Source organism: Flavobacterium sp. N2038, from assembly GCF_025947185.1.
In the GTDB taxonomy this organism is placed as follows: Bacteria; Bacteroidota; Bacteroidia; order Flavobacteriales; family Flavobacteriaceae; genus Flavobacterium.
In genome coordinates, this window is record NZ_CP110001.1 from 3,673,335 (window position 1) to 3,686,173 (window position 12,839).

Genomic DNA, 12,839 nt, shown 5'->3' on the forward strand with positions numbered 1-12,839 from the left:
TAACAATAACGTTTGCGTTGATTTTATGCTAAATCCTGAACAAAATACCTTACCTTTGCCGGCCTTAATTTTTAAAACAGGAATTTCAAATGTCACAAAACAATGTATTAAAAGGAGTCTTTTTAGTTGCTTTAGGAGCTACAACTTTCGGAATGTTAGCCACTTTTGTAAAAATGGCCTATTCTGAAGGATTTACTACAGCCGAAGTAACAACATCCCAATTTGTTTTAGGAATAATTGGAATTTTACTTATCAATACCTTTCAAAAAATAAAAAATAAAGATAAAGTTGTAAAAAAAGCAACTTCAAAAAATATCTTTCAATTAATGCTTGCCGGAACTTCTTTAGGAATGACTAGTTTGTTTTACTATCTGGCTGTAAAATATATTCCGGTTTCGATTGGAATTGTTTTATTAATGCAAACCGTTTGGATGGGAGTTTTGCTGGAAATGATTTTAGAAAAAAAACTACCTTCAAAACAAAAAGTGATTGCAGTATTTATTGTTCTTATCGGAACTGCTTTAGCTACAAATATTATCCATGCTGATTTTCATCTGGATTGGAGAGGAATTATGTGGGGCATTTGTGCTGCTGCTTCTTTTACAACTACTATGTTTACAGCAAATCGCGTTGCTACCGAAATCTCATCGGCACAACGAAGTTTATACATGCTTTTAGGTGGTGCAGTAATTGTATTTTCTTTTGCATTGGCTACTCAAACAGAAACTTTTAATCTGGAAATCTTCCTTAAATGGGGAATTATTTTGTCTTTGTTTGGAACAATCATCCCTCCTATGCTTATGAATGCTGGTTTCCCGTTAACCGGAATTGGCCTTGGAAGCATCGTTTCTGCTCTTGAACTTCCAGTTTCTGTTACTATGGCATTTGTACTTTTAAATGAAAAAGTGATCTTATTACAATGGGTTGGGATTGCTTTGATCATTCTTGCCATCATTATAATGAACATAAATTTTAAGACTAAAAAATAATCCTTTTTGCAAAGTGCTAAAAAAAAAGCTCTTGTAATGCAATAATTGTTAATTTTTTTATAAATTCGTGATAAACAACAAGATATCATGAATATACCCTGGCATTTATATTTAATGGCTTTTTTATATATCCTTGCCGGTATCAATCATTTCAGAAAACCCGGAATGTATTTTAAAATCATTCCGCCACAATTTAAGAATCCCAAATTAATAAATAACTTAAGCGGAGGTGCCGAAATAATATTGGGTGCGCTCCTGTTTCTTCCTGTTGCAAAAAGTTTTGCAGCATGGGGAATTATTGCTCTGTTGATTGCTGTATTCCCAGCCAACATTTACATGTTTCAAAATAAAAAAGCGAGTTTTGGTTTACCAAATTGGATTTTATTTGTACGTTTGCCCTTACAATTTGTTTTGATTTTTTGGGCATATCAATATACCTGTTAACAATCAAATCTATTAATCTAAAATTATTTAATTATGAAAAAATTATTTGCAGAGTTTTTTGGAACTTATTGGTTAGTTTTTGGAGGTTGTGGAAGCGCCCTTTTTGCAGCTGGAATTCCTGATCTCGGAATTGGGTTTGCAGGTGTTGCTTTAGCATTTGGTTTAACTGTTTTAACAATGGCTTATGCTGTAGGACATATATCAGGAGGGCATTTTAATCCTGCGGTTTCTTTTGGCTTATGGGCTGGCGGAAGATTTTCAGCAAAAGATCTTGTACCTTATATTGTTGCTCAATGCGTTGGTGCTATTGCTGCTGCGGGTACATTGTATACGATTGCATCAGGCAAAGCCGGATTTGTAATTGACAATACAAAAGCGGGGGCTTTTGCATCAAATGGTTTTGGAGCTTTTTCTCCAGATGGATATTCATTACAATCTGCTTTTATTGCTGAATTTGTATTGACATTATTCTTTCTTTTGGTAATCTTGGGAGCTACAGACAAATTTGCAAATGGCAGATTTGCCGGTATCGCTATTGGTTTAGCTTTAACTTTAATTCACTTAATCAGTATTCCAATTACAAATACTTCTGTTAACCCTGCGAGATCACTTTCTCAGGCCATTTTTGTTGGCGGTGAACCATTATCACAGGTTTGGTTATTTTGGGTTGCTCCAATTCTGGGAGCTATAGTCGCCGGGTTTATATATAAAAACCTATTGCAAAATCATGCTGAGGCTTAATTGCACAGTAACTCAAACCAATCATTATTATTAACACTAAAATTTAATATATGGAATTTTTATATTTTTTACTTATAGGAGCAGTTTCAGGATGGCTAGCCGGTCAAGTTTGGAAAGGTGCTGGTTTTGGATTAATTGGCAATATCATTGTTGGAATCATTGGTGGATTTGTCGGTGGATGGATCGCCGGAAAATTGGGTATTGGCGGCGGCGGACTTCTTTGGCAAATTCTAATTGCCGCTGGAGGTGCCTGGGTTTTACTATTCATTATTAGCCTGATCAAAAAAGCATAAATACAGTAAAGTAATAATTTACTCATTAGAATATACAAAGAGAAAAAAGAAGTCTAAATGACCTTTTTTCTCTTTTTTTTACCACACAACAGAACAAAACAGATTTCTTCAACAAAATACTCCTTTAGCAATAAATTCCCTAAAAAAAACATTGTTATTTCATCAATTTTATTACATTTGAGCAAATACATTGCTTAATTATGAATGAAATTATTAATTATTTCAGTACAATTCCGTCTACACATCGAAGTTTGATTTTGATCGGAGGAATTACCCTTTTTTGGCTAATTGAAAATACGTTTCCGCTTTTTCAGATGCAGTATCGTAAATGGCATCATGCAGGTATTAATATTTTCTTTACTATTACGACTATAATAGTCAATTTTATTCTGGCATTTATCTTAATTAAAACTGCAGCCTGGACTACTGATAACAATTTTGGGATACTACAATGGCTTCCTGAATTACCTATCTGGCTTTATACCCTAATTGGATTACTTTTATTAGATTTAATTGGAGCTTATCTCGCACATTTTGTACAACATAAAATAAAATTTTTATGGCGTTTTCATCTTATTCATCATACCGATACCTGGATTGACACCACTACTGCAAACCGACATCATCCGGGCGAAAGTGTTATTCGTTTTCTATTTACAACCTTGGGCGTTTTAATTGTGGGAAGTCCAATGTGGATGGTCTTTCTGTATCAGTCCTTATCTGTAATAGGCTCACAATTTAATCATGCTAATATTTCGCTTCCTGCTAAACTGGATGTATGGCTAAGTTATTTTATTGTCTCTCCCAATATGCATAAAGTGCATCATCATTATATGCTGCCTTATACCGACAGTAATTACGGAAACATTTTTTCGGTATGGGATCGTTTATTTGGCACTTTTACAACCTTACCAAAAGATGAACTGATATATGGGGTTGATACTCATATGAAGCCCGAAGAAAACAATAAATTGCAAAATTTATTGCAAATTCCGTTTCAAAAATCGGGATCGAAAAAAAACAGTTAAAATCAGTAAAAAAAATATCCCTGAGCGAACCAACTAATTATTTTTTTTATTAATATTGATATATAAAATGAAAATCAATCTATTAATCATTAACCTCTATTTTGAATTAATTTTCACGAGATGAAAAAGAGTAACCGCAAAGAATTGAATTGGGAACAAACTGAAAAACTTGTTTCGTTAGCTTTAGAAGAAAAAAATCCATTTGAGATCATTAAGAAAGAGTTTGGATTGGCAGAAAAAGAAGTACTGGAAATTTTGAAGAAGAAAATGCCTCTTGAAAAATTTGAAATGTGGAAAAAGAAGGCTCTTGCAAATAAACCAAAACCAAAACCCGTTAAAATTGATGATTTTGATGAAGATCTGGATGGTAAATATTACATTAAGAACAAATTTGACTAAAATAAAGCTCCTGAAATTCAGGAGTTTTTTTTTATTTTTAACTAATTGTAACAATTTCATATTTATTTAGTCCTATACACATAACTAAACTTACGTACATGAAAAAAATAATTTACACCTTAGCTCTGGCTGTAACACTTTGGAGCTGTAAAACAGGGAGTACTGGCGGCTCTGCAAAAAATAACATTGTAGATGTTAACATCAATCTTGTTGATGTAAAAGACGATAAAGTTTTGGTAACGGTTACTCCGCCTGCTATTAAAACTGACGAAGTTATTTATAGTATTCCTAAAACAGTTCCGGGAACATATTCTACAGATAATTACGGTAAATATTCTGATGATTTTAAAGCTTTTGATGCGAAAGGAAATGCGTTAACTGTAAAAAGAATTGATGACAATTCGTGGTCAATTTCTAATGCAAAAACGCTAAAAAAGATTACTTATTTAACCGGAGATACTTTTGACACCGAGAAAGGAACTGGTTTTGGTAATGATGATGTATTTTCTCCGGCAGGTACTAATATTAATGCAGGAGTAAACTTCATGGTTAATACGCATGGTTTTGTAGGTTATTTTCAAGACAAACTAGATGTTCCGTATAAAGTTACAATTACACATCCTGAAGCACTGTGGGGAGCAACATCAATGACAGATGAAGATGCAAGTAAAACAAGTGATGTTTTTACAACTCCTCGTTATGCTGTTTTGGTTGAAAATCCGATTATGTATTCTAAACCGGATTATACTACATTTAACGTTAACGGAATGGATATTCTGATCGCCGTTTATTCTCCAACAGGAAAATTTACAGCAGAAAGTATTACACCCGAAATGAAAACGATGATGACCGCTCAGAAAAACTTTTTAGGGCCTGTAAACTCAACTAAAAAATATTCTGTTTTACTATACTTATCAAGTATGGCAAAAGATGATGCGCATGGTTTTGGAGCCTTAGAACATCCTACTGCAACAACGGTTGTTTTACCAGAATCAATGCCAAAAGAAAAATTAGTCGAATCAATGAAAGATGTTGTTTCACATGAATTCTTTCATATTGTAACACCACTAACGATTCATTCAAAAGAAATTCAGTATTTTGATTACAATGCACCAAAAATGTCTGAGCATTTATGGATGTACGAAGGGGTAACAGAATATTTTGCTAATCTTTTCCAAATCAATCAGGGATTAATTAATGAAGGAGAGTTTTACACTCGAATCGCTGATAAAATAGAGCAGGCAAAAAGCTTAGACGATACTATGTCATTTACTAAAATGAGTGCAAATGTACTAGTACAACCCTATAAAGATCAATACTTAAATGTATATCAAAAAGGGGCACTAATTGGTATGTGTATTGACATCATCATTAGAGAAAAAAGTAATGGAGAAAGAGGAATTCTGGATTTAATGCATAAATTATCTAATGAATATGGTATTGAAAAACCATTTAATGATAACGAACTTTTCGCAAAAATAACGTCATTGACTTATCCTGAAGTTGGAGAATTCTTAGAGAAATATGTAGCAGGAACTACTCCTATTCCTTACGATTTTTATTTAGCTAAAGTTGGTGTAACAAAAGCAACACAAAAAACACCAGGTCCAGTATTCTTAAAAGGACAAACTCCTTATATTACAGTTGACAAACAAACTAAAGAAATTGCAGTTCGTTCTGACATCGAGCCAAATGAATTTTTCAAAAACTTAAACATAAAAGGTGGAGATAAAATTCTTGCGATCAATAACAAACCTTATTCTTTAGAGAACATCTATGATTTAATTACTGAAAGTGAAAACTGGAAAGAAAACGATCCTATCACAGTAAAAATCAAACGTGGTGGTAAAGAAGAAACTATAAAAGGAACTGTAAAATTACCATATGAAGAATCTGAAACTTTTAAAGCTACAGATGTTACAAAAGAAAAACTTAAAAATGCATGGTTAAAAGGGTAATTTCTTTTAACTCAAAAAACAAAAAAACCGACAAGTAATTGTCGGTTTTTTTGTTTTTAGTCTTATTCCTCATTTCGACGAAGGAGAAATCACAATATTGTGATTATTATTTCTTAGCCGGAAATTTCCAGTCAAATTCGTCTTTGTCGTTTATAATTGCACCAATTTCAAACTTCACAACCTCATCAAATTCTGTTTGAAGGATAAACCAGTTATCTTCATTAAAATAATTTTCAAAAGTATCAAACGTTTCCTGATTGTATTTTGTAATTCCTTTAGTCGCTAAATCTTTCTTTACATCAGCAATTTTTCTTCCGATTAGTTTATACCCGAAAACTTCTAAATCGTTGCTTGAAGCGACTAAATAACCCAATTTCAGGTCTTCTTCCTGATAAAATGTCAATCTGATTTTGTAGGCATTATATACAAAAATCACATTGTCATCTTCGTCTTTATAATTTTTATCAGGTTTTCCTAAAGCAGCCGTTACATCATTCTGCTTCATTCCGAAAAGCAATTTATCAATTCCTGATTTTAGATTTATTTTCATATTTACTTGTCTTTATTTGAAGTGCAAATTTCGTGAAGTTTTTTGTTGTTCCGCCACGAATTACACAAATTTTCTCGAATTTTAATATTATTCTCTTGTCAGGCTGAGCGAAGTCGAAGCCCTTTTCGCTACAAAAGCCCTTCGACTTCGCTCAGGGTGATGCCGTAATAAATAAAACAGCGTAAATCCGTTTTATCCGTACAATCTGCGACCTATCTAATTTTGATATTGCTTTTTATTCGGTTTATTACTCATATAGAAAGTAATTTTACCACCATTAATAACATCCGCATGTTTTAAAAACGGCTTATCCAATTGTTTTCCATTCAATAAAACTTTGCTCACAAACACATTTTTATCTGATTGATTTACCGTTTCGACTTCGAAAGTTTTACCATTTTCTAAATTGAAAACAGCATTTTTCACTAACGGACTTCCCAAAGCATATTCATCAGAACCTGGTGCAACAGGATAAAATCCTAAACTGCTAAAAATATACCAGGCGCTCATTTGTCCGAAATCGTCATTTCCGCCTAAACCATCAGCGCCGTTTCGATACATTTTTTTCAGAATCATTCTGATTTTGTCTTGTGCTTTCCAAGGCGAATTTGTCCAGTCGTACAAATAAACAACATGATGCGAAGGTTCGTTTCCGTGCACATAATTCCCTATGATTCCTTCTCTGGTAATATCTTCTGTATTTTCAAAATATTTGTCCGGCAAATGCATGCTGAATAGCGAATCCAGACGAACATTAAATTGGTCATTTCCGCCCATCATTTTAATCATTTCTGCGGGATCTTGCGGAACGTACAAACTATAATTCCACGAATTTCCTTCAATAAAACCTTGTCCATGTGTATCTAAAGGATCAAATTCTTTTTTGAAAGTTCCGTCGTTTAATTTAGGACGCATAAATCCCGTTTTCTCGTCGTAAACGTTTTTATAATTTTTAGATCTTTTGATGAATTCATTATAAATATCCGTCTTTCCTAGTTTCTTCGCAGCCTGCGCAATTGCCCAATCGTCATAAGCATATTCTAATGTTTTAGAAACCGATGAACTGTTTTTATCCTCAGGAACATAACCCATTTTCATATAATATTCCAATCCGTCATAATAAGGAACTTTTGCAGTGTTAACACAAGCCTGAAGTGCTTTTTCTTTATCAAAATTCCCGTTTCCTTTTACAATTGCATCAGCAACAACAGATACGGAATGATAGCCAATCATACACCAGTTTTCATTGGCATAATGCGACCAGATTGGCAGCATTTTATGAACACTTTGGTCTGAATGTGCCAACATTGAACTTATCATATCTGAATTTCTTGTTGGCTGAACCAGATTAAAAAGCGGATGTAAAGCTCGGTAAGTATCCCACAAAGAATAACTGGTATAATTTTTAAAGTTATCGGCTTTATGAACATTCATATCCAAACCTTTGTAATTTCCGTCTAAATCCATGTATTCTGTTGGACCTAAAAAGGCGTGATACATTGCGGTATAGAAATTAACCAAATCTTCTTTTTGAATGGTTTCAATCTGGATTTTGTTCAGTTCCTTGTTCCAAATTTCCTGACTTTGTTTTTTAACACGTTCAAAATCCCAATCCGGGATTTCTTTTTTCATATTTTCAAGTGCTCCAGCAGAACTTACTGGTGACAAAGCCATTTTAATTTTGATTTTTTCTCCTTCGTCTGTATCAAAATCAAAGAATAATTTAAGGTTTTGACCTGCCATTTCGGGGAAATTCTTGGTTTGATCAAATCTTCCCCAAAAACCTCTGTAAACACTTTTTTCCTGCGCTGCCTGTCCGTAACTTTTGATTGGTTTGCTAAAAGACATGGCAAAATAAACGGTTCTGGTTCTCGCCCAGCCATTCGTCTGGCGATATCCTGTAATTAAAGTATCGTTTTCTACTCGAACAAATGTCCAAACATTCTTTTTATCATAATTGTAAATTCCTGAGGTTAAATCGAGAATAATATGTGCTTCGTCAGATTTTGGAAATGTATATTGGTGCATTCCTACGCGCGTTGTTGCGGTAAGTTCAGCTTTGATTTTATGATCTTCCAGAAGTACGCTGTAATATGCAGGTTCTGCTTTTTCGGTTGAATGTGAAAATGCTGACCGATAACCTGACAATGGTTTTGAAGCAACGCCCGAATTTAATTGTAGTTTCCCCGTTGTTGGCATAATTAGAAAATCGCCTAAATCAGAATGTCCTGTTCCGCTAAAATGGGTGTGACTGAAACCTACAATCGTTTTGTCTTCGTATTGATATCCAGCACAATATTTATAGACTTCTCCGTTATATTTTCCGTTTAAACTATAAGCAATTGTATCTGTTTCAGGACTTAATTGTACACTCCCAAACGGAACTGTTGCGCCCGGATATGTATGTCCCATTTTGGCGGTTCCAATCATTGGATCGACATATTGAATCAAATTTTTAAGGTTATTTTCCTTTTTCTGCGCATTTGTATTTGCCGTAAAAGCAAGCATTAAAATTCCAAATGCAATAATAAAAGCAGGTTTTTGTACAATATTCATCAGGTCTTTTTTGGGTAATTGTTTGGTTTAGAAAATTACGATAAAATATAGTTTTAAAAAATTTAAATTTTAAACTAAATAGCATTTGAATATCTTTGGTTTTCTAAACATAACTGCCGAAATGAAAAAAATAACTCTATTCCTGTTTCTTCTAAATTCTATATTTGCTTTTTCTCAAAAAATTGAAAGTTATCCATTAGATAAAGAACAAATAACTCAAAGAGAGCTTAATGAAATTTCTGATTTCCCTATTTATAAAGCTTTTGAATACAGCGATAAAGGCGGCGTTACTAATTTGGTTTTAACCGAAAATCAAAAAAATATTTCTAAAAAAGATACTTTAAACACCAAAATTCAGGCAATTTGTGTGATGAATGATCACGGCGGCTTTTTAGAGAAATGGAGAATTAATGATTTACTGGAAGATTCTATTCCGAAGGAAACTACGATTTGGTTTTGGACAAAATACTGTAGTACAAAAGATCTTGATGGCGATGGTTACATTGATCCGGTAATTGTTTACGGAACCAAAACTGAATATAATGAGATTAGACGTGTAAAAATTATTACAGTTTACAACAACAAGAAATATGTTATTCGTGCTGTAGAATGTGATCTAGATTATTGCAGAAGTTTTAAAAAAGATTCCAACTGGAATAAGCTTCCGCAGAAAATAAAAACTTATGTGGATCAATTAGTAATCAAAATTAGAAAGGAACAAGGTTTATTGTTGGTGAATGGATGAAATAAATTCCAATTTTAAAAATTCCAAATTCCAATTGTTGGATTCCATATCTTAAACTTCATTTCAAAATATTCCTGCACGCGCTTTTCTTTGTCTAAGCTGGATTAAAATCCAGCCCTACAATATTGACCGAGCCTAATGGCTCTTTTTTAAAGTTCCGTAGAACGGTTCATGTTATGCTATGTTTTTGTCTAAACTGGATAAAATCCAGCCCTACAATATTGGTCGAGCCTAACGGCTCTTATTCCTAAAGCTTGCTTTTTAAATTCTCTTTTACCTCATCAAACCATTCATTTCTTAGAATACTTAAAATAATTGAATCACGGCGAACTTCACTATTTGCTGTTGGCATATGATTGCGTAAAACTCCTTCGACTTTGCATCCGATGCTTTTCATGGCAGCAACACTGCGCTGGTTGTTATTATCGGCGCGGAATTCTACACGTTCCATTCCGAGGGTTTCAAAAGCAAATTGGAGTAATAAAAATTTACAATGTTTGTTTAATCCGGTTCCTCTAAATGCCGAACCGTACCAAGTGTAGCCTAATTGCAGGGTTTTGTATTCAAGCTGGATGTCGTAAAAACGTGTTGAGCCAGCATATTTTTGAGATTTTTTATCGAATACTATAAAGGGAAATTCTCTTTTATCATCTCGGGCTTTTATTGCTGATTGGATGTATTTTATCAAATTTTCTCTCCCATCAGCACCAACTAATGAATACTTCCAGGTTTCTGGCTCGTTGATGGAAATTTCTAATAAATTATCGACGTCTGATTCTTGTAAGGGGCGTAATAAAACTAATTCGTCTTCTAAAATTATTTGGTCTGAAAAACTTAAATTTGATTTTGTCATTGCTTATATCTTCTGAGATTCTTCATGAATTTTATATTCTGAAATTTTGATAAATTCCAACTTATTGCTTCTTTTTAAATTTTTAATCTGCCATAGAGCGGCAATCAAAACACCAATTCCTCCTCCTGCATAACTAAAACTATGCATTTCTGAAACAGCAATAAAATTTTTCACATTATTAACTTGAAGAGGAAAACAACAAGTTGATTCTAAATTTGATAATCCAAGAAATCCATAACATAAACCTATCAAACCTACTAAAATTGTTATGCTTAGCATGATTAAAATTGCATTGCTAATCCCTTTAAGCATTGCCTTTGAGCTAGAATAAAATAATCGTATAAAAGCAAATACCAAACCAGAAACTAGTCCAATCCACCAAGTCGACCATGCTCCAATTATTGAGACTGTCAATCTTGGAGTGTTTCTGCCATATTCTACAAAACCAAATCTTTCGAATAGTACTTTTGTAAAAAATTCATTTGATAATGTAAAAGTGAATTGATTATGCAAAACTCCAAAAAGTATCGCAATAACAACGCTTAAAAAAATACAGCAAATAAAGATCAGTGCTTTTTTCATCTCACTTTTTACGAATAAACAATAACAAAACTATTCACTCATTTCATCGTAACGTTCCGGAACTTGCGGATCGTACAACGGACATTTGAATTCTTCCATTACAGAAACCAATTGATTCATGGTTTTTCCTTCTGTCCCGTAACAGTCAATTTTTACACTTTGTGGAGTTGTGATAACCTGAAAAGCACCTTTTCCTTCTTTATTTTTCCAGCTGTTTTCGTCTACTCTTTCCCATTTTGAGAATACCGAATTAATTCGGTTTAGAATTACATCAACAGGAAGAATAGCCAATCCTACGACTTCTTCTTTTTCAATAAGGGCATCGCAAACTTCCTGATTGTTCAGGTAAATTTCTTCTAAATATCTCCAAAAAAGTAATTCGTACATAATCAAAAGTATTTTAAACCATATAAGTGATATAAGTTCATATTAAAAGTACTTAAAAAACACTAAACTGAACTTATATCACTTATATGGTTATTTTTTTTAATAGTTGAAGGTTCCGTATTCGCTGGTAATTGTAAGCTTCTTAGCTTCTGAAGCTTCTACTCTACCTACGATTTGTGCCTCAACATTGAATGATTTTGAAATTTCAATAATATCCTGAGCAATACTTTCAGGAACATAAATTTCCATACGGTGACCACAGTTAAATACCTGATACATTTCTTTCCAGTCTGTTTTTGATTGTTCCTGAATTAACTTGAACAATGGCGGAACCGGAAATAAATTGTCTTTTATAATGTGTAGATTCTGAACGAAATGTAAAATCTTAGTTTGTGCGCCTCCACTGCAGTGCACCATTCCGTGAATATCTTCCGGTGTATATTGATCTAAAATTTTCTTGATAATCGGAGCGTAAGTTCTTGTTGGAGAAAGTACCAATTGTCCTGCATTGATTGGACTATTTTCTACTTCATCTGTTAAGTTAACCTGTCCTGAATAAATTAATTCTTCTGGTACTAATGCATCATAACTTTCAGGATATTTTTTAGCAAGATATTTTCCGAAAACATCATGACGTGCCGATGTTAATCCGTTACTACCCATTCCGCCATTATATCCTTTTTCGTAAGTTGCCTGACCAAAAGAAGCCAAACCAACAATTACGTCACCGGCTTTGATATTTGCATTATCCACAACGTCACTACGTTTCATACGTGCTGTTACTGTTGAGTCTACAATTATAGTACGAACAACATCTCCAACATCTGCAGTTTCTCCTCCAGTTGAGTGAATAGTTACTCCAAAAGATTTTAACTCGTTGATTAATTCTTCTGTTCCATTGATAATTGCAGAAATTACCTCAGCAGGAATTAAATTTTTATTTCTTCCAATTGTAGAAGAAAGTAAAATATTATCTGTTGCGCCAACACATAATAAATCATCTATATTCATGATTAAAGCATCTTGTGCGATTCCTTTCCAAACTGAAATATCTCCGGTTTCTTTCCAATACATATAAGCCAAAGATGATTTTGTACCCGCCCCGTCTGCATGCATAATAAGGCAGTGATCGTTGTCCTGAGTTAAATAATCAGGAACAATTTTACAGAATGCCTGCGGAAATAAACCTTTGTCTATATTTTTAATAGCGTTATGTACGTCTTCTTTTGATGCCGAAACACCTCTTTGTGCATATCTTTTGCTAGAATCTGAACTCATGAAAATTAGTTTGTGTTGATGTGGTGCAAAGATAAT

Annotated in this window: 14 protein-coding genes; 8 read left to right on the plus strand and 6 right to left on the minus strand. The window is 33.4% G+C overall.

Going from position 1 to position 12,839, the window contains the following annotated elements; all coding sequences use genetic code 11:
• The first annotated feature begins 89 nt into the window (after positions 1-89).
• The 7 genes from OLM51_RS16240 (at position 90) to OLM51_RS16270 (ending at position 5,852) form a co-directional block, all read left to right on the plus strand.
• Positions 90-989 (plus strand): EamA family transporter, encoded by a 900-nt coding sequence (locus OLM51_RS16240; RefSeq protein WP_264551645.1) that lies wholly within the window; start codon positions 90-92, stop codon positions 987-989.
• A gap of 87 nt (positions 990-1,076) precedes the next feature.
• Positions 1,077-1,433, plus strand: coding sequence for a DoxX family protein (locus OLM51_RS16245; protein WP_264551646.1), 357 nt, complete (start codon positions 1,077-1,079; stop codon positions 1,431-1,433).
• 33 nt (positions 1,434-1,466) lie between these two features.
• Complete coding sequence (gene aqpZ / locus OLM51_RS16250; protein ID WP_264551647.1) at positions 1,467-2,174, plus strand: aquaporin Z; 708 nt, start codon at positions 1,467-1,469, stop codon at positions 2,172-2,174.
• A 50-nt stretch (positions 2,175-2,224) separates the two neighbouring features.
• Positions 2,225-2,467: a GlsB/YeaQ/YmgE family stress response membrane protein gene (locus OLM51_RS16255; RefSeq protein WP_264551648.1), complete on the plus strand. Its 243-nt coding sequence runs from the start codon at positions 2,225-2,227 to the stop codon at positions 2,465-2,467.
• Between the two features lie 200 nt (positions 2,468-2,667).
• Positions 2,668-3,495 (plus strand): sterol desaturase family protein, encoded by an 828-nt coding sequence (locus OLM51_RS16260; RefSeq protein ID WP_264551649.1) that lies wholly within the window; start codon positions 2,668-2,670, stop codon positions 3,493-3,495.
• A 120-nt stretch (positions 3,496-3,615) separates the two neighbouring features.
• Entirely contained in the window at positions 3,616-3,894 is a 279-nt protein-coding gene (locus tag OLM51_RS16265) for a DUF2805 domain-containing protein (protein ID WP_213259456.1), read from the plus strand.
• 98 nt (positions 3,895-3,992) lie between these two features.
• The gene (locus tag OLM51_RS16270; protein WP_264551650.1) at positions 3,993-5,852 is read left to right on the plus strand and encodes a peptidase M61; all 1,860 of its coding nucleotides are present in this window, start codon (positions 3,993-3,995) and stop codon (positions 5,850-5,852) included.
• A 106-nt stretch (positions 5,853-5,958) separates the two neighbouring features.
• Here the strand turns inward: OLM51_RS16270 and OLM51_RS16275 are convergent, their stop codons facing one another.
• Complete coding sequence (locus tag OLM51_RS16275; RefSeq protein WP_264551651.1) at positions 5,959-6,402, minus strand: hypothetical protein; 444 nt, start codon at positions 6,400-6,402, stop codon at positions 5,959-5,961.
• A 216-nt stretch (positions 6,403-6,618) separates the two neighbouring features.
• On the minus strand, positions 6,619-8,958 hold the full coding sequence (locus tag OLM51_RS16280) for a GH92 family glycosyl hydrolase (protein WP_413614526.1): 2,340 nt from the start codon (positions 8,956-8,958) through the stop codon (positions 6,619-6,621).
• 121 nt (positions 8,959-9,079) lie between these two features.
• Between OLM51_RS16280 and OLM51_RS16285 the strand changes: the two genes are divergently transcribed.
• Positions 9,080-9,703 carry a M949_RS01915 family surface polysaccharide biosynthesis protein gene (locus tag OLM51_RS16285; RefSeq protein ID WP_264551652.1) on the plus strand — a complete coding sequence of 208 codons (624 nt, stop codon included), beginning with the start codon at positions 9,080-9,082 and terminating at the stop codon, positions 9,701-9,703.
• A 247-nt stretch (positions 9,704-9,950) separates the two neighbouring features.
• Here the strand turns inward: OLM51_RS16285 and OLM51_RS16290 are convergent, their stop codons facing one another.
• The 4 genes from OLM51_RS16290 to OLM51_RS16305 form a co-directional block, all read right to left on the minus strand.
• Positions 9,951-10,556: a GNAT family N-acetyltransferase gene (locus OLM51_RS16290; protein ID WP_264551653.1), complete on the minus strand. Its 606-nt coding sequence runs from the start codon at positions 10,554-10,556 to the stop codon at positions 9,951-9,953.
• A 3-nt stretch (positions 10,557-10,559) separates the two neighbouring features.
• Entirely contained in the window at positions 10,560-11,138 is a 579-nt protein-coding gene (locus OLM51_RS16295) for a hypothetical protein (RefSeq protein WP_264551654.1), read from the minus strand.
• Positions 11,139-11,168: 30 nt separating this feature from the next.
• Complete coding sequence (locus tag OLM51_RS16300) at positions 11,169-11,525, minus strand: hypothetical protein (protein ID WP_264551655.1); 357 nt, start codon at positions 11,523-11,525, stop codon at positions 11,169-11,171.
• A gap of 99 nt (positions 11,526-11,624) precedes the next feature.
• Positions 11,625-12,803, minus strand: a complete 1,179-nt coding sequence (locus OLM51_RS16305) for an AIR synthase related protein (protein WP_264551656.1) — start codon at positions 12,801-12,803, stop codon at positions 11,625-11,627.
• Positions 12,804-12,839 lie beyond the last annotated feature (36 nt).